Genomic DNA, 16,119 nt, shown 5'->3' on the forward strand with positions numbered 1-16,119 from the left:
GTTCTTACTTGTACTGGATAGGCAGGCTTTTGGTGCCCTTGCCCTTGAGTGTGCCGGTCAGTTCGGCACCGTCCACCCACAGGTAGCAGCGCACGCTGTGGTCGCCGAGCCCCCAGACGTCCTCGCTGCCGGGCAGCGAGACGACACCGGTCCGATATTGAAGATCCTTGTCGTCGGGCACCTTGGCGTAGCCGGAGACCACCTCGCGGCAGCCGTTGTGGAACGGCCGCCAGGCGGCGTCGCGTTTCGGGTAGGCGAGGTTCTTGGCGTTCCAGAGGCCGGCGAACTCGGCGTTGTGCTCGGCGTCGCAGGCCACCGCGGGCATCGAGGCGATCGCGCCGGAGCTGTCCTGCCGTACGGCGTAGCAGCCGAGGGTGAGAGCGCCGGTGCTGGCGAGCGCGTTCTTGAGGCTGCCGGCGCGCTGCACCAGGGTGCCGTCGTCCTCCACCGAGCTGAGCTCGATCACCTCGCAGCGGTACCAGCGGGAGCCGCCGGTCCAGGCCGCCGGCGTGGGATGCACAACCCCGATCCAGAGCCGTCCCGTACGCCACGGCCCGCCCACATACGCGGTCGTCTTGTTGTCGCAGACCCGGTACGCCTCGCGCGCACCGGCCGAGTCCGCGGCGGGTGGCTCGTCGGCCTCCGCGGCGGGTGCCTCGTACTGGCCGACGTAGACGGTCTCGGTGCGGTGCTGGATCTCGCAGCCGATCTCCTCATACGCCCCGCGGGCGCCGACCGGGTCGAAGCTGGAGATGTGGCAGGTCCCGCCGTTCGGCTCGAAGCCGGTCGCGGACGCCATCGGGGCCCACTGGTTGGTGAGGTCGCCGTCGACGCCGCCGGGATTGGCGCAGCCCGCGACCGCCAGCACGAGTGCCAGCGCGGCCGGGATGCCGACCCGGATCCCTCGCATGCCCGTCCTCTCGCAGCGTCGCCTATGTCCGGTTTGTCGATCATATGGTGATGACCGACCGGATGGGCGGCGTTTGCGGAATCAGACCAGCTTGAGATCACCCCGTACCAGCGCACCGGCCATGCCTGCGGGCGCGGCGGCCGGGTCGGAGCCCAGCTCGATGATCGCGTTGGTGGCGTCGACGTGCACGATCCGCGGCTCGTAGGACCGGGCCTGGGCGTCGTCCATCTGCCCGTACGAGATGAGGATGACCAGGTCGCCGGGGTGCACCAGGTGGGCGGCGGCGCCGTTGATGCCGAGCACGCCGCTGCCCCGCTCGCCCGCGATCACGTACGTCTCCAGGCGGGCGCCGTTGGTCACGTCGACGATCGCCACCTGCTCGCCGGGCAGCAGGTCGGCCGCCTCCATCAGGTCCAGGTCCACCGTGACCGAGCCGACGTAATGCAGGTCCGCCTGCGTCACGGTGGCTCGGTGGATCTTGGACTTGAGCATGGTGCGGAGCATCAGCGACCCTTCGTGAGCTGCAGCGGAACGTTGTCGATCAGGCGAGTCGAACCGACCCGGGCGGCGACCAGCAGGCGGGCCGGGCCGGACTCGGGGACCGGGCCGAGATCGGGGCCGGTCAGGGCCAGGTAGTCGAGGCGTACGCCGGGCTCGTCATCGAGGATCTTCTGGGCGACGGCCAGCGCCGCCTCGGCGTCGCCCTGGGCCGCCCCCTCGCGCAGGGCGCGGGACAGCGCCGCCGCGGACCTCCGCTCGTCGGCGGACAGGTACCGGTTGCGGCTGGACAGCGCCAGGCCGTCCGGCTCGCGCACGGTCGGCACCCCGGCGATCTCCACGTCCAGTTCGAGGTCCTGGACCATCCGGCGGATCAGCGCGAGCTGCTGGAAATCCTTCTCCCCGAAGTACGCCACGTCGGCGCGCGTGAGCAGCAGCAGCTTCTCGACGACGGTCAGCATGCCGGCGAAGTGGCCGGGACGGCTGGCGCCTTCCAGGATGTCGCCGAGCGGGCCGGCGTTCATGGTGATCTGCGGCGGGCCGCCCGGGTAGACCTCGTCGCGGCTCGGCGCGAACACCACGCTGACGCCCTCGTCCCGGCAGGCCTCGAGGTCGGCCTCCAGCGTGCGCGGGTACTTCTCGAAGTCCTCGGACGGGCCGAACTGCAGCGGGTTCACGAAGATCGTGACGACCACGAAGGCGGACCGCTCGCGAGCCGCGCGCATGAGCTGCCGATGACCCTCGTGCAGCGCGCCCATCGTCATCACGACGGCGACCTCGGGCACGGCGGCGGTCGCGGCGGCGAGCTCCCGGCGCGTGTGGATCAGGTCGGTCACGAGGTGCTCCCGACCGCCACCCGGGCCAGCACGTCCAAAAGCGACGCGGCGTCGGCGGGGCGCAGGCGCCCGGAGGCGATGGCGCGGTCCGCGGTCCGCCGGGCCATTGCCAGGTACGCCGGTACGGCCTCGCCGGGAAGCCGATCCAGATGCTTCGCGACGGTGCCCGCGTCGCCCCGGGACACCGGACCGGTCAGCGCCGCGTCCCCGAGCCGGAGCGCGTTGTCCAGCGCGGCACGCAGCAGTGGGGCGAGCACTCGCTCGGGCCGCTCGACGCCGGCCGCGCGCAACACGTCGGCGGCCTCGTTGACGAGCGTGACGAGGTGGTTCGCGCCGTGCGCGAGAGCGGCATGGTAGACCGGCCGGGCGTCCTCGGCGATCCACTCCGGAACGCCGCCGAGGTCGGCGACCAGCCGGGTGGCGAATCCGCGGTCCTCGGTGGTCACTCCCCACGCGATGCCGGCGAGCCGGTCGAGATCGCCGTCCGAGCCGGTGAAGGTCATCGCGGGATGCAGGGCCATGCCCCGCACGTCGCCGAGGATCGCGAGGCCGTGCGCGCCGGAAGTGTGTGCCACGATCAAGCCGGGGTGTAACGCTCCGGTGGTGGCCAGGCCGGACACGACGGCGCCGAGCGCGTCGTCCGGAACGGCGAGCAGAAGCAGGTCGTCCGCGGCCCGGGCGACCTCGTCGGCGGGCAGGACGGCGGCCTGCGGCATCAGTCGAGCGGCCCGCTCACGGGAGGCCGCGGAAACGGCGGCCGCGGCGACGACGCGGTGGCCCGCGGCGGTCAGCGCGGCGCCCAGTACGGCGCCGACCCGTCCGGCGCCGACGACGCCGACGCTCAGAGAGCGCACAGTGTTCATCTAAAGATCCAGTCCTCGAGATGGGGTACCGGTCGCGTCGAGTATGCGCGGTGGTAACGCATGTGTGACAAGCACTGTGAAGAACTGCACCACGCAAGAGGTTCTAAGGTGACCGAGTGACCGGATGGCGTGCGGCGATGCAGCGGGGGCTGTACGGGCCGGGTGGGTTTTTCGTGCGCGACGACGACGGACCCGCCGGACATTTCCGGACAAGTGTGCATGCTTCGCCGCTGTTCGCCGGCGCGATCCTGCGGTTGATTTCGCAGCTGGACGCGGCGCTCGGCAAGCCCGAGGTGTTCGACCTGGTCGATGTCGGGGCCGGGCGCGGCGAGTTGCTGGCCGCGCTGCTGCCGGATCTGCCGGACCGGGTCCGGGCGACCGCGGTCGAGGTGGCGCCGCGGCCGCGCGGGCTCGACGACCGGATCGCCTGGCGGCGGGACGTGCCGGCCGAGGTGACCGGGCTGCTGCTGGCCACCGAGTGGCTGGACAATGTGCCGCTCGACGTGGTCGACGTGGACGATGCCGGGCGGCTGCGCAAGGTGCTGGTCGACGAGAAAGGCTCGGAGTCGCTGGGCGGTGCGGCCGACGCCGCCGACGAGGTCTGGCTGGCCCGCTGGTGGCCGCGGCCGGGGCGGGCCGAGGTCGGCTGGCCCCGGGACACGGCCTGGGCCGACGCGGTCCACCACGTGCGGCGCGGCGCTGCGCTGGCCATCGACTACGGGCATCTGCGCGAGTCACGGCCGGCGCTCGGGACGCTCACCGCCTTCCGCGACGGACGCCAGGTGACGCCGGTCCCGGACGGTACCTGCGACCTGACGGCGCATGTGGCGATGGATGCGGTGGCGGCCGCGGCCGGAACCCCGTACCGGATGATCCGCCAGCGTGAGGCCCTGCGAGCGCTCGGGGTCGACGGCGCCCGGCCACCGCTGGATCTCGCCCGCACCGACCCGGTGGGGTATCTGCGGGCGCTCTCCGCGGCCGGGGCCGCCGCCGAACTCACCGAACCGGAGGGACTCGGCGGACACTGGTGGCTGCTGCACACGATCGGCATCGACGAGCATGGGAGCATCCCTTAGTGACTGATTCGCTCCGCGAGATCACCGTCGGTACCGGCGCGGGTCTCGACACCGCCGACATGGTGCTCAACATCGGGCCCCAGCACCCGTCCACGCACGGCGTGCTGCGGCTGCGGCTGCGGCTGGACGGCGAGCGCGTGGTGGAGTGCGAGCCGATCATCGGGTACATGCATCGCGGCGCCGAGAAGCTGTTCGAGGTGCGCGACTACCGGCAGATCATCGTGCTGGCGAACCGGCACGACTGGCTGTCCGCGTTCTCCAACGAGCTGGGCGTGGCGCTCGCGGTCGAGCGGCTGATGGGCATCGAGGTGCCGGAGCGGGCGACCTGGCTGCGGATGGCGCTGGCCGAGCTGAACCGGGTGCTCAACCACCTGATGTTCCTCGGGTCGTACCCGCTGGAGATCGGCGCGATCACCCCGATGTTCTACGCGTTCCGCGAGCGGGAAACCCTGCAGGCGGTGATGGAGGAGGTCTCCGGCGGCCGCATGCACTACATGTTCAACCGGGTGGGCGGCCTCAAGGAGGAGGTGCCGGCCGGGTGGAGCAAGCGGACCCGGCAGGCGATCAAGGCGGTCCGCAAGGGACTGCCCGACCTGGACAACCTGATCCGCAACAACGACATCTTCCTGGCCCGTACGGTCGGGGTCGGCGTGCTCACCGCCGAGCAGGCCGCGGCGTACGGGGCGTCCGGGCCGGTGGCGCGGGCCAGCGGGCTCGACTTCGACCTGCGGCGCGACGAGCCCTATCTGGCGTACGACCAGCTGACCGTGCCGGTGGTGACCCGGACGGCCGGGGACTGCCACGCGCGGTTCGAGGTGCTGCTCGAGCAGGCGTACGTGTCGCTGGACCTCGCCGAGGAATGCCTGGACCGGCTGGACCAGCTCTCCGGCCCGGTGAACGTGCGGCTGCCGAAGGTGGTCAAGGCGCCGGAGGGGCACACCTACGCGTGGACCGAGAACCCGCTCGGGATCAACGGGTACTACTTGGTCTCGCGCGGCGAGAAGACGCCGTGGCGGCTCAAGCTGCGGACCGCCTCGTACGCGAATGTGCAGGCGCTGGCCACGTTGATCCCGGGCAGCCTGGTGCCGGATCTGATCGCCATCCTCGGGTCGATGTTCTTCGTGGTCGGCGACATCGACAAGTAGCGGCTACCAGCGGCCGAAGCGCTCCTCCGAGCGGGGCTGGGTGAACCGGCTGTAGCCGCCGTACTCGGCGAAGTCCTCCAGCGTGCCGACGTTGGTGTCGTTGGCGGAGGGGCGGTGCCGTTTGGCGCGGTAGTTGGGGTCGCCGCTGACCGGCTTGGCCGGGCCGTCGTAGCCGCTCGGGTGCTCGTCGTAGCCGCCGTATTCGTTGCCCTCGGGGTAGCCGCCGGCGTAGACGTCGCCGCTCTGGTCGTAGTAGCCCTCGTGGCCGTAGTCGCCGCCCGGCTGCCCGTACTCGCCGCCCTGTTGGCCGCCGTAGGTCGTTCCGGACCCGTAGGTGGTGCCGTAGACCTCGCCGCTGGGCTCGCCGCCGAATTCGTCGTAGCCCTCGGTCGGCTGGGGCTCGGGGCGGCCGTATTCGGTGCCGCCGGGGCGAACGGCCGCGGCCGCGCGGGGCTGCTGGGGTGCGGGTGGGGCGGGCGGCGGAACCGCGGCGCCCCCGCGCTGGCGTGCCTGCGGGGGAACGACGGCCGCGGCACCCACGGGAGCAGCCGCGCCCATCGGCCCAGCCCCCATCGGCCCAGCCCCCATCGGAGCCGCACCGTTCGGGGCCGCGCCCATCGGCCCGGCGCCCATCGGGGCCGCGCCCATCGGCCCAGCCCCCATCGGAGCTGCGCCCATCGGGCCTGCGCCCATCGGCCCGGCGCCCATCGGCCCGGCACCCATCGGCCCGGCGCCCATCGGCCCTGCACCCATCGGGGCTGCCGCACCCATCGGATCCACCGCAGCCATCGTGGTCGTTGCATTCATCGGGGCCGCGCCCATCGGGCCTGGTCCCATCGGAGCAGCGGCGCCCATCTGACCCGCACCCATCTGACCCGCACCCATCTGACCCGCACCCATCTGACCCGCACCCATCGGCGCCGGCGCGCCCGCCGGGCGGGTGCCCGAGACCGTGCCGGGCTCGCGGCGCGGCAGCATGCCCGGAGATCGGGGCGCGGGGCCGGGGCCCTGCCCCGGCGCGGCCTGCTCGCGGAAGTAGGCGGGTTCGGTCGGACCGAGGCCGGGGCCGGGCTGGCCGAACTCGGCGCGCAACTCGCGCCGGAGCACCGCCACCTCCTCGGCGACGCGGTCCTCGACGTCCATCCGCTGCAGCGACGGGTCGTTGCGGATCAGCACCGAGGCGCCGACCAGCACGACGCTGACCGCCATGAGCAGCACGGCGAATCGGACGGCGGAGCCGCCGCCGACCAGCACGATGATCGCGGCCAACGGAGCGAGCACGACGCCCGTCCAGATGAGGCCACGGAGCATTCGCGCGCTATGTCCCGCCACGGGGTCCCGGTCCGGCATGGGCGCTGATGCTACCGAGAGGGTGGCTTGGGCGAAAAGGGCAAGCACCGGGCAACATCATGAAATATCCCGGCACTTGCCCTTAACGGGATCAACCCGCAGCTAGCGCCCCGTCCGAGCTGAGCACCAGGCCCACGCTGATCGTGCCCTGCTTGAGCGCGGTCTTGGTGAGCGGTCCGCCCGCGTCCAGGCTGCTGAACTTGCCAGCCTGGAAGTTGTACACCGACACCAGGCCCGCCTGGCACTTGGGGCGCTGGGGGCACTCCGCCGGGCCGCCGAGCACGGTCGCCGCGCCGGAGCACTTGGCGGCCAGGTCGGACAGCGTCTTCACCGCGTACTTGTCGGAGAACGCCGTGGTGGTGGCGAAGGCGTTCTGGTCCTGAGCCTGCGACGGGGTGCCGAAGGTCAGGCCACGCTTCTCGCCGAGCGCCTTGAGGTTGGTCATGGTCGTGTTGAGGTCGGGCGAGGACGGATCCTTCGCGTTCGCTCCGTTCACCTTTCCGGCCAGGAACGTGGCGAGGGTCGCCGCGTACTCCGGGACGACGTCGATGTCGCCCTTCTCCAGCGCGGGCTCGTACAGCTCCCGGTTGCCGATCTGCTGCACGGTGACCGTGTAGCCCGCGGCGGTGAGCGCCTGGCTGTAGACCTCGCCGAGCGTCGCGTTCTCGCTGAAGTTCGCCGCGCCGATCGTGATCTTGCCGCCGGGACCCTTCTGGATGCCAGCCAGCACGTTGTTGGTCGTGAGGAACTCGGTGGCCGCGGCCTTGGAGGTCTTGCGATCGATGTCGACCGCCTTGTTCAGCGCGATCAGCTTGGTCGTGTCGAGCGCTGCGGAGACCTTGTCGAGCGCGGCGATCAACTGCGGCGACGATGCCTTCGCGTTGATCGCGGGAACAACGTTGTCGCTGTTCTGCAGGTGCTTGTCGTCGGTCAGCACGGTCAAGGTGTCGCCCGCGACCGGGGCGCAACCCTGCCCCGAAGCAGCCGAGGGCGGAGCCGCCGTGCCGGAAGAGCCGGCGCCACCGCAGCCGGCGAGCGTGAGGCCCGCCGCCGTGGTGGCAACGGCCATCAGGATGAGGTGTCGACGCATACTGCCGCCTTCTGTGTCCCGGCGCGCTCGGGTGGAGCGCGCCGCGTGTCCGACGGGCAGTCAAACCGCGATGCCCGTATCTATGCCCTGATGTGTCTACCCGCTGGGTATGACAACTTCGCGGAAAGATGCGACTCCGTTACCCGACCGAGGTCGCGCGAACCGGGCGGCGACGCTTCACGGCACGTAGCGGAGCGGGCGTGACCAGGCGTTGTACGAGTGCGAGCAGTCCTTCGACAATTAATGCGAGAGCCACCACAACGATGCCTCCCGCAACAATCTGGCCGCCTCCGACATTGATTCCGAGGCCGAATCCGGCCGCAATGATCTCGCCGAGTCCGCCGCCGTTAACAAATGTTGCAAGAGCCGCCGTCGCCACCACCTGAACCGCGGCGGTGCGTAGCCCGGCCGCGAGATAGGGCACCGCGAGCGGCAACTCGACGCGGCGCAGCACCTGCCCGCCGGACAGGCCCATGCCCTTGGCCGCCTCGATCGTCTCCGGGTCGATCGAGCGCAGCCCGGTGTACGCGTTCGCGAGCAGTGGCGGCACCGCGAAGACGGCCAGCGCCACGATCACCGGTGGCCGGCCGAAGCCGAGCGGGGTCAGCGGCAGGATGGTGAGCAACGCCAGCGTCGGCACCGCCAGGGTGAGATTGGCGACCGTGATGACCGCGGCACCGCCCTTGCCGCGGTGTCCGAGCCAGATCCCGATGGGCCAGCCGATGATGCACCCGATCAGCACCGCCCACGCGGTGATCTGCAGGTGTTCGATCAGCCGGTCGAACAGGCCACCCGGGTTGGTCCAGTTCAGCGGGTCGTTGAGCCAGGTCAGGGCTTGACTGAAATAGTTCACGACGTCCGCCTCCTGGTCCACGGCGTGAGCAGCCTGCCGAGCAGGGCGAGGATCAGGTCCAGGACGAGCGCCAGGGCGACGACCAAAATAGTTGAGGTGAGAATCTCAGCCTTGTAGAAGTTGTTGCGGAATCCGCCCAGGATCAGCTCGCCCAGTCCCCCCTTGCCGATCAGCGAACCGACCGTGACCAGGGCGACCGTGGACACGGTGGCCAGCCGTAAGCCGGTGAAGATGCCGGGTAGGGCGAGCGGCAGCTCCACCCGCAGCAGGCGGCCGAATCGGCTGTAGCCCATCCCGGTCGCGGCCTCGCGCACCTCGTCGGGCACCGAGGTGAGCCCGGTCAGGAAGTTGCGGATCAAAACAAGCAGGGCATATAGGACAAGGGCGATGAGTACCGCCCAGTCGCTGGTCGTCCCGATCAACGGGGCGAGTAGCGCGAGCAGGGCCAGCGAAGGGATCGTGTAGAGAACACCGGAGAGTGCAAGAATCGGGCCGGTCAGCGGTCTGATCCAGTAGGCCAGGACCGCGAGCGGCAGAGCAACGATCAATGCGAAGATCACCGCCCGGGCGGTGAGGCCCGCATGGAAGAGCAGGGCGCTACCGAGGGTGTCGGCGTTGTCGTGGATGTACTGCCACGAGAACCACGGATTTCCCGGCCCGTCTTCGGCGGGTGCGGCCAGCGGCACAGCGGCCGCCGGGCCCCACGACAGGAAGGACATAAGTGGACGCTACCGCGATCAACGATTCCGGGCCTGCCCGGAGCGCGGCGCCGATCACTCTCGAGAACGTGGGCAAGACATACCCGGACGGTACGGTCGCGGTCGGCGATTTCAGCCTTGAGGTACGCCCCGGCGAGCTGACCGTGCTGATCGGGCCCTCGGGCGGCGGCAAGTCGACGATCCTGCGCATGATCAACCGGCTGATCGAGCCGACCAAGGGGCGCATCCTGGTCGACGGCCGGAACGTGATGGAGCAGGACCCGAACGAGCTCCGCCGCCATATCGGCTATGTGATCCAGAACGTGGGTCTCTTCCCGCACCAGAACATCCGCACCAACATCGGCACGGTGCCGCGGCTGCTGGGCTGGGACAAGAACCGGATCAACGCGCGCGCCGACGAGCTGCTCGATCTGGTCGGGCTCGACCCGGCCCGGTATTCGAAGCGCTATCCGCACGAGCTCTCCGGTGGTCAGCGGCAGCGGGTCGGGGTGGCTCGCGCGCTGGCCGCGGACCCGCTCGTGCTCTTAATGGACGAGCCGTTCTCCGCGGTCGACCCGATCGCGCGGGGGCGGCTGCAGGAGGAGTTTCTCAAGCTGCAGGAGACGGTGCGCAAGACGGTCGTGCTGGTCACCCACGACATCGACGAGGCGGTGCGGCTCGGCGACCGGATCGCGGTGCTCGGCGAGAACGGCGCGCTGCGGCAGTACGCCCCGCCCGCGGAGCTGCTCAGTCACCCGGCAACGCCTGCGGTTGCCGACTTCGTGGGCGCGGACCGGGGCATCCGGCGGCTCGCGGTGACCCGGGTGCGGGACACGATGCGCCCGCTGTCCAACGGTGAGCCGGCCGGGGACCGGCCGACGGTGGATGTGACCGGCACGCTCTACGACGCGCTCGCCGTCATGCTGACGGCCGACGCCGCCGAGGTCGTGGTGGTCGACGGCGACCGCGCGGTGGGCGTGGTGGCCCGGGCGTCGGTCTTCGCCGACCCGGAACGGCAGACGGCCTGATCGCGAGGCCGGGGCGGGCACCCCGGCCTCGTGGTCACTTCCGATAGCCGCCGAGCGTGGCGAGCCCCACGATCCAGCCCACGAAAAAGCCGTACTGGGCGCCGCCGCCGGCCGCCTGGAACGCGCTGAGCATCGAGGGGTTACGCAGGAACAACGTGGCCAGCAGGGCGGCGAAACTTCCGGCGAAGATGTACGCACCCCAGCCGGCGAAGAACTGGCTGAGGGTGCCCCGGGCCCGGGCCAGTTGCGAGCCGGGCAGCAGGAACAGGAACAACGCCGCCAGCACGACCACCAGGATCGCCCGGAGGTCGCCCACGATCACGTTGCGCAGCGAGTCGTTGGAGTTGAATTCCCAGTGCGGCCAGGCGAGCAGACGCAGGAACCAGCCGCCGGCCGAGTTGGGGTTGGTGTTGGACCCGTCGTTGACCCAGTCCGAATACCAGGGACTGCCGAAGACGAGCACCAGGATGAGCGCGGCGATGGTGCCCGCACCGGTCGCAGACTTGTAACGATTCCCGAGAGCCATGCCCCGCTAATTCCCGGAGCACCGCAACTTTCAAACGACGCCGGTAAATGCCCTGGTCAGCGGTGCTTTTGCAGGTAGTCGATGAACTTGGCGCGGAGCACCGGCTCCTGGTCGCCGTAGCCGTGACCCTCGAACTCGCGGAACAGCGCGACGGCCTCGTCGACGATCGGGCCGATCGTGTTGGGCGCCCCGTCCAGCTCCGACGCGTTCTCGGAGTCCGGCAGGCGCTTGAGCAGCGACCAGAAGAACCGGACGTCGAGGTGCTCGCGGGCCCGCGTGAAGGCCAGCTCGCGCAGCTCCTCGGTGGGCAGGGCGTCCAGCTCGGCGAAGCTTGGAGAGGTCATGCGGGCAAGCATAAGGTGCCTGCCCACGAGGTCAGCGCTTAGATCCCCAAGGTCCGTCGTCCCAACGGTCCTCCTGGGTCACCGGGGTGGCGCCCGGCGACGTCCAGCTGCCCGGCAGGTCCGGGTTCCAGTTCTCCACACCGGAGGTGGGCGCCGCGTTCCAGTCCTCGACGCGCGGGGGCAGCGGCCGCCCGTACGTCTCGACCAGACGCGTGATGAGCAGGCCGGCGCCGAGCAGGCAGGCGGCGATCGCGAAGAGCGAGATCTGCAGGTCCTTGCGGACGTTGTAGTCGAGGAACAGGGTCAGCCCGACGACCGCGAACAGCGTGCCGAAAATCCCACCCCGCCGCCCGTACGCGCTGGTCCCGGCCAGCAGGGCGAGCCCGATCGCGATGCCGGTCCACTCGATGCCGGTGCCCGGGACGACCGGCCCGGTCGACTGCGCCGCCATCAGGATGCCGGCGCCGACCGCGAAGATCGACGACAGCGCCAGCGAGAGCAGCACCGGGGCGGCGACCACGGCGCCACGGCGGCGGGCCGGGTCCCCGGACGCGCGCATCCCGCCCAGCCAGCGGCGCAGTGGCGTGATCGTGCCGAGCGCGCCGCCGATCACGGCCAGCAAGGCGAAGCCGCCGAAGATGAAGAAGGCCTGGTTGGTCGGGTCGAAGTCGCCCTGTACCCGGACCGGGGCGGTGCGCAGCTGGTCGAAGACGATCACCCCGAGCCCGGCGGCGAGCGTCGCGGCCCAGCCCGGCACGTGCAGCACCAGAATGAGCAGGCCGACCACGATGCCGCCGGCCGCCGCGAAGATGATCGCCGGCACCGCGGCCTTGACCAGGCCCTGGTCGCCCTGTTCCGCGTACTGCAGGGCGGCGGCCAGCGCGATCGGGCCGAGCGCCAGGTTCGGCACGCCGGCGCGCAGCGTCAGCCCGGCGCCCATCGCGAGCAGGCCGATCGCGGCCCCGGTGACCAGCAGGTTGTCCAGGGCCGGGCGCTTCAGCGCGTCCGCGTCCACCCGCCAGAGCAGGAACCCGATCGCGGCGGCCCCGAGCAGCAGCACGACCTCCCAGCCCAGGTGGATGCCGAGCCGGTCGCGACCGTCGTCCTCGGGGCCGATCGGGCTCAGGCTGCCGGTGGTGGTGTCGGTCTCGGCGGCCGCGACTTCGTCGGCGCGGCGGCGCTGCTCGGCGGCCAGGGCGTTCGCCCGGTAGGCGGCCGGATCCGACGGCTGTTCCTCACTCCGACGAAAGGTCGTGTCGTCGTACGCCATCGTCGCGCCTCCTCGTGCGCCGACGTGGGATCGCCGCGCACCCAGAACTCTGCCGAGCGCCTGCTCGTGCACAGTGCAGCATACGGATACGAGTTGGTCTCAGTTCAAGACCGGAGTGATGCTTCAGCGGCGGCCGGGCGAGCGGTCCGGGTCGTCCTCGTCCTCGGAATCGGGCTGCTCCGGGATGCGGCACGCGCGCTCCAGCCACAATGCCGCGCCGACCAGCATCAGCGCCGCGACGAGACCGCCGATCCCGGCGGGCAGATCGTCGTGCGCCGCCTCCGTCCCGGCCACCGACAGCCAGGCCACCAGGCCCGCCGAGAAACCCGAGGAAAGCGCGCCGACCAGCGCGGATGCCTTGGCTAAAGCGACGTAGCGGGCCACCGCCAGCGGATCGACCGGCGGGGTGCCGGGCTTGCGCTGGATGCGGGCGCTCGTGTTCTGCGCCAGTAACGTCTCGGCGACCGCGAGCACGGCCAGCACGATCGCGGGTGACCAGGGCAGGTTGGGCCCGATCGAGCCGTAGAACGCGGCCAGCAGCAGCCAGGCCAGCGCGGCGGCGGCGAGCGCGGCGACGATCAGCACCGAGACGCTGGTCGGCCGCATCGACGGGTCCGACCTCGGTGCCTGGGGATTGCTGCTCACGTTCTTGACTCTAGTGCGATTTCGGGTCGGGCGGTCATTCCCGCCACGTCGTCCGAAATCTCGGGTTCGTTCAGCAGGTCGGTGAGCCAGCCGTGACCGGGCAGTTGCCCGTACGGCTGGATGTCGATCCATGGCTGCAGCACGAAGGCCCGCTGGTGCGCGCGCGGATGCGGCAGCGTCAGCTCCGGGTCATCGCTGATCACCGGCTCGTCGTCGGCGTCCCAGACCGCGATGACGTCCACGTCGAGGCTGCGCGGACCGAACCGGCGTTGCGGATCACGGACCCGGCCGGCGGCGGCCTCGCAGGCGCGGGCGCGGTCCAGCCAGTCGTGCGGCGCGGCCTTCGGATCCGCGACGAGCAAGACCGCGTTCAGGTACGCCGGTTGGTCCGGATCACCCCACGGCGGTGTCTCGTAGACGCCGGACGCCTTGACCACACAGTTGCCGAGCAGCCGGACCGCCTGCTCGAGATTGCGGCGACGGTCCCCCAGGTTGCTGCCGATCGACAGCACCGCGCGGCTCACGACCGCCTCCCGCGCATCAGCTCGACCCATGCCGACCGTTCTTGGCGCATCGTCACGGCCACGTCGGCGAACTCGTGCGGGATCGGGGCCTGCGGCTTGTGGACGGTCACCTCGGCGACCGCCACCCGCGGATCGTCGAGGCAGACTGCCAGCAGCCGGTCGGCGAGTGTCTCGATCAAGTTGACCGGTTCGCCGCCGATCACCGCGACCAGCTTTTCGGCCAGCTCGCCGTAGTGGATCGTGTCGGCCACGTCGTCGGTGGCGGCCGGCTTGTCCAGATCGAGATCGAGCCGCACGTCCACGACGAAGTCCTGGCCGGCCTCGCGTTCGAAGTCGTAGACCCCGTGGCGCCCGTGGGCGCGCAGCCCGGTGAGCGTGATCCGACCCGTCACGTTCCTGTCCCCCTCTCGTCGTCCAGCGTGCCGCATCGTGGCGCGTCGCCGTCGGGCACGCTGTGCGTCGGCCTCCACCCTGCCAGGGGTCTTGGGCGCAACCAATCACGCACGTCGCCGAGTGTTCTGGGCGCCCCGCGCCCATGCTCGGCCCTCGGCGGGAGCGACGGTCCGCACCCACCACCCCGCTGCGACATCCGGCTCTTGATCCTGGGTGTTGTTGATCACTACAGGCGTGGTGAGCCGGTGGCGCGCCAGACCTTGATCGCGTCGACGGTGGCGCGGACCTCGTGGACGCGCACGCCCCAGACCCCGGCGGCGACGGCCAGGATCGTGGTGGCAATTGTGGCAGCCTCGCGCTCGTCGACCGGGCGCGGATGTCCCTGCTCATCGGCGAGAAGGCGGCCCAGGTAGGTCTTGCGGCTGGCGGCGAAGAGCACCGGGAAACCGAGATCTATCAATTCGTCCAGGTGTGCGCTGATTTCCCAGTTGTGCTCGGCCTTCTTGGCGAAGCCTATGCCCGGGTCGAGGATGAGCTGCTCGGGGGCGACGCCGGCCCGCAACGCGGCAGCCACCCGGGCGCTCAGCTCGTCGCGGACCTCGGCCACCACGTCCTTATATACGGCCAGTTCATTCATGTTCATGGAATGACCGCGCCAGTGCATCAGGATCCACGGACAGTGGGCATCGGCCGCGAGCGTGCCCATCGCCGGATCGGCCAGGCCGCCGGACACGTCGTTGATCACCACGGCGCCGGCGTCCAGCGCGGCCTCGGCGACCTTGGCCCTGGTGGTATCGATGCTCATCGGCACGCCCGCCTCGGCCAGCCGGCTGATGACCGGCACCACGCGGGCGATCTCGGTCGCGGCGTCGACGCGCTCGGCACCCGGACGGGTCGACTCGCCGCCCACGTCGATGATGTCCGCGCCCTGCTGGTGCAACAAGATCCCGTGCGCGACGGCGGCGTCCACATCGGCGAAGCGTCCACCATCCGAGAAGGAATCCGGCGTGACGTTCAGGACGCCCATCACGACCGGGTGATCTTTCCCGATATCCGTGGTCCTGACCTGCGAGCCGGTCCGCCTAGTCGTCACACGACGAGGGTACGGCTCAATGCTTTGTCGAACATATGTACGACCGATGGTGACTCATTTTCATGCATGCAGTAACCTTGCGTAACGTTTCCGACGCTTGTAGCTAAGAAGTACGGCCCGTACTCTTCGGAACTGGGCATCATGAAGGGACCGAAGAGAGCAGACGAGCATGGCAGTGCCCAAACGGCTCACTCGACGCGGTGGACTGCAAGTAGCACGATATGGGCGTTGCCGCGAGGCTTCACAACTGCAGCGTGTCCGGAATCCCCTACCCGGGCACTTGGAGGTTTACCGATGATCGCCACCGAGCTCGCCAGACACGCTGTCGAGGCGGTTCAGCAGGCCACGCTCGCCGCGCCCGACCAACCCAAGGGCATCGACACCCAGGGCGTCGTCAGCTTCTTCGCCCGTAACATCGCGCCGATCCTGCTCGCGGCGCTTGGCGTGATCTTCATTGGACGCGCCAGCCGGGGTGAGATCTCGAAGGTGCTGACCAGCTCCGCCATCGCGATCGTGGGCCTAGCGTTCATCGCCGGTGCGGCGACCCTGTTCTTCGTCGGCGACTACCTCATCGACCTGATCTTCAACTGAGATGAGGCTCCGCACCGACGACGACATCTATCGGGCGCGCTTGGTTTACCTGGGGCCGCCCGGGTACACGCTGCCCATCCACCTGCCGTACGCGCAGTACGGCATGTTCGTCGCGCTGGTTCCGCTGTTCATGCTCGCGCACTACCTGATCACGTTCCGGTTCGACCCGTTCCCGGCGTGGGAGATCGCGCTCGCGATGGTCACCACGTCCTACGTGTTCCGGCACGTCGATCCCGATCGCCCGGCCCGGGTGGTCATCCGCACCGCGCTCACCGACTGGCGCCGCACACGCGAACCGGCGGTCGAGCAACGCGATCCACGACTCGTCGCCACTCGTATCCGAGTCCGGGAGGAGTTGGTTCCCAATGCGCGTAGGTGAGGGCCCG

General features: G+C 70.3%; 20 protein-coding genes. 5 read left to right on the forward strand and 15 right to left on the reverse strand.

The window, feature by feature from the left end; translation table 11 throughout:
- Window positions 1-4 precede the first annotated feature (4 nt).
- The 4 genes from HH310_RS13235 to HH310_RS13250 form a co-directional block, all read right to left on the reverse strand.
- Entirely contained in the window at window positions 5-910 is a 906-nt protein-coding gene (locus HH310_RS13235) for a septum formation family protein (RefSeq protein ID WP_169175810.1), read from the reverse strand.
- An 81-nt stretch (window positions 911-991) separates the two neighbouring features.
- Window positions 992-1,414: an aspartate 1-decarboxylase gene (panD, locus tag HH310_RS13240; protein ID WP_169175811.1), complete on the reverse strand. Its 423-nt coding sequence runs from the start codon at window positions 1,412-1,414 to the stop codon at window positions 992-994.
- On the reverse strand, window positions 1,414-2,244 hold the full coding sequence (panC, locus tag HH310_RS13245) for a pantoate--beta-alanine ligase (protein ID WP_169175812.1): 831 nt from the start codon (window positions 2,242-2,244) through the stop codon (window positions 1,414-1,416). Before panC ends, panD begins: the two co-directional genes overlap by 1 nt.
- Entirely contained in the window at window positions 2,241-3,107 is an 867-nt protein-coding gene (locus HH310_RS13250; RefSeq protein WP_169175813.1) for a Rossmann-like and DUF2520 domain-containing protein, read from the reverse strand. Before HH310_RS13250 ends, panC begins: the two co-directional genes overlap by 4 nt.
- Window positions 3,108-3,244: 137 nt before the next feature.
- On the opposite strand from HH310_RS13250, the gene HH310_RS13255 reads away from it, so the two are divergent.
- Window positions 3,245-4,183, forward strand: coding sequence for an SAM-dependent methyltransferase (locus HH310_RS13255; protein WP_169175890.1), 939 nt, complete (start codon window positions 3,245-3,247; stop codon window positions 4,181-4,183).
- A 59-nt stretch (window positions 4,184-4,242) separates the two neighbouring features.
- Window positions 4,243-5,328, forward strand: a complete 1,086-nt coding sequence (locus tag HH310_RS13260) for an NADH-quinone oxidoreductase subunit D (protein WP_248293981.1) — start codon at window positions 4,243-4,245, stop codon at window positions 5,326-5,328.
- Between the two features lie 3 nt (window positions 5,329-5,331).
- Here HH310_RS13260 and HH310_RS13265 read toward each other — a convergent pair whose 3' ends face one another.
- The 4 genes from HH310_RS13265 to HH310_RS13280 form a co-directional block, all read right to left on the reverse strand.
- The gene (locus HH310_RS13265) at window positions 5,332-6,639 is read right to left on the reverse strand and encodes a hypothetical protein (RefSeq protein WP_169175619.1); all 1,308 of its coding nucleotides are present in this window, start codon (window positions 6,637-6,639) and stop codon (window positions 5,332-5,334) included.
- A 130-nt stretch (window positions 6,640-6,769) separates the two neighbouring features.
- On the reverse strand, window positions 6,770-7,768 hold the full coding sequence (locus HH310_RS13270; RefSeq protein ID WP_169175815.1) for a glycine betaine ABC transporter substrate-binding protein: 999 nt from the start codon (window positions 7,766-7,768) through the stop codon (window positions 6,770-6,772).
- Window positions 7,769-7,907: 139 nt separating this feature from the next.
- The gene (locus HH310_RS13275) at window positions 7,908-8,621 is read right to left on the reverse strand and encodes an ABC transporter permease (protein ID WP_169175816.1); all 714 of its coding nucleotides are present in this window, start codon (window positions 8,619-8,621) and stop codon (window positions 7,908-7,910) included.
- Complete coding sequence (locus HH310_RS13280; RefSeq protein ID WP_169175817.1) at window positions 8,618-9,340, reverse strand: ABC transporter permease; 723 nt, start codon at window positions 9,338-9,340, stop codon at window positions 8,618-8,620. The genes HH310_RS13275 and HH310_RS13280 overlap by 4 nt, the downstream gene beginning before the upstream one ends.
- A gap of 2 nt (window positions 9,341-9,342) precedes the next feature.
- Here HH310_RS13280 and HH310_RS13285 point away from each other — a divergent pair, with 2 nt between their 5' ends.
- Window positions 9,343-10,347, forward strand: a complete 1,005-nt coding sequence (locus HH310_RS13285; protein WP_169175818.1) for an ABC transporter ATP-binding protein — start codon at window positions 9,343-9,345, stop codon at window positions 10,345-10,347.
- A gap of 34 nt (window positions 10,348-10,381) precedes the next feature.
- Here HH310_RS13285 and HH310_RS13290 read toward each other — a convergent pair whose 3' ends face one another.
- The 7 genes from HH310_RS13290 to folP form a co-directional block, all read right to left on the reverse strand.
- A complete protein-coding gene (locus HH310_RS13290) occupies window positions 10,382-10,873 on the reverse strand; it encodes a hypothetical protein (protein WP_169175819.1) in 492 nt (163 codons plus the stop codon).
- A 56-nt stretch (window positions 10,874-10,929) separates the two neighbouring features.
- Window positions 10,930-11,217, reverse strand: coding sequence for a Smr/MutS family protein (locus tag HH310_RS13295; RefSeq protein ID WP_248293963.1), 288 nt, complete (start codon window positions 11,215-11,217; stop codon window positions 10,930-10,932).
- A 31-nt stretch (window positions 11,218-11,248) separates the two neighbouring features.
- Window positions 11,249-12,487 (reverse strand): ABC transporter permease subunit, encoded by a 1,239-nt coding sequence (locus HH310_RS13300; RefSeq protein WP_169175821.1) that lies wholly within the window; start codon window positions 12,485-12,487, stop codon window positions 11,249-11,251.
- Window positions 12,488-12,610: 123 nt separating this feature from the next.
- Complete coding sequence (locus HH310_RS13305; RefSeq protein WP_169175891.1) at window positions 12,611-13,093, reverse strand: DUF3180 domain-containing protein; 483 nt, start codon at window positions 13,091-13,093, stop codon at window positions 12,611-12,613.
- A gap of 35 nt (window positions 13,094-13,128) precedes the next feature.
- Window positions 13,129-13,656 carry a 2-amino-4-hydroxy-6-hydroxymethyldihydropteridine diphosphokinase gene (gene folK, locus HH310_RS13310; RefSeq protein ID WP_169175822.1) on the reverse strand — a complete coding sequence of 176 codons (528 nt, stop codon included), beginning with the start codon at window positions 13,654-13,656 and terminating at the stop codon, window positions 13,129-13,131.
- A complete protein-coding gene (gene folB / locus HH310_RS13315; RefSeq protein ID WP_169175823.1) occupies window positions 13,653-14,048 on the reverse strand; it encodes a dihydroneopterin aldolase in 396 nt (131 codons plus the stop codon). The genes folK and folB overlap by 4 nt, the downstream gene beginning before the upstream one ends.
- Window positions 14,049-14,275: 227 nt before the next feature.
- Complete coding sequence (gene folP / locus HH310_RS13320; RefSeq protein ID WP_169175892.1) at window positions 14,276-15,076, reverse strand: dihydropteroate synthase; 801 nt, start codon at window positions 15,074-15,076, stop codon at window positions 14,276-14,278.
- Between the two features lie 360 nt (window positions 15,077-15,436).
- Here folP and HH310_RS13325 point away from each other — a divergent pair, with 360 nt between their 5' ends.
- Window positions 15,437-15,733, forward strand: a complete 297-nt coding sequence (locus tag HH310_RS13325) for a hypothetical protein (protein WP_169175824.1) — start codon at window positions 15,437-15,439, stop codon at window positions 15,731-15,733.
- A 1-nt stretch (window position 15,734) separates the two neighbouring features.
- Window positions 15,735-16,112, forward strand: a complete 378-nt coding sequence (locus HH310_RS13330; protein ID WP_169175825.1) for a hypothetical protein — start codon at window positions 15,735-15,737, stop codon at window positions 16,110-16,112.
- The last annotated feature ends 7 nt before the right edge of the window (window positions 16,113-16,119 follow it).

This window comes from Actinoplanes sp. TBRC 11911, from assembly GCF_012933445.1.
GTDB lineage: Bacteria > Actinomycetota > Actinomycetes > Mycobacteriales > Micromonosporaceae > Actinoplanes.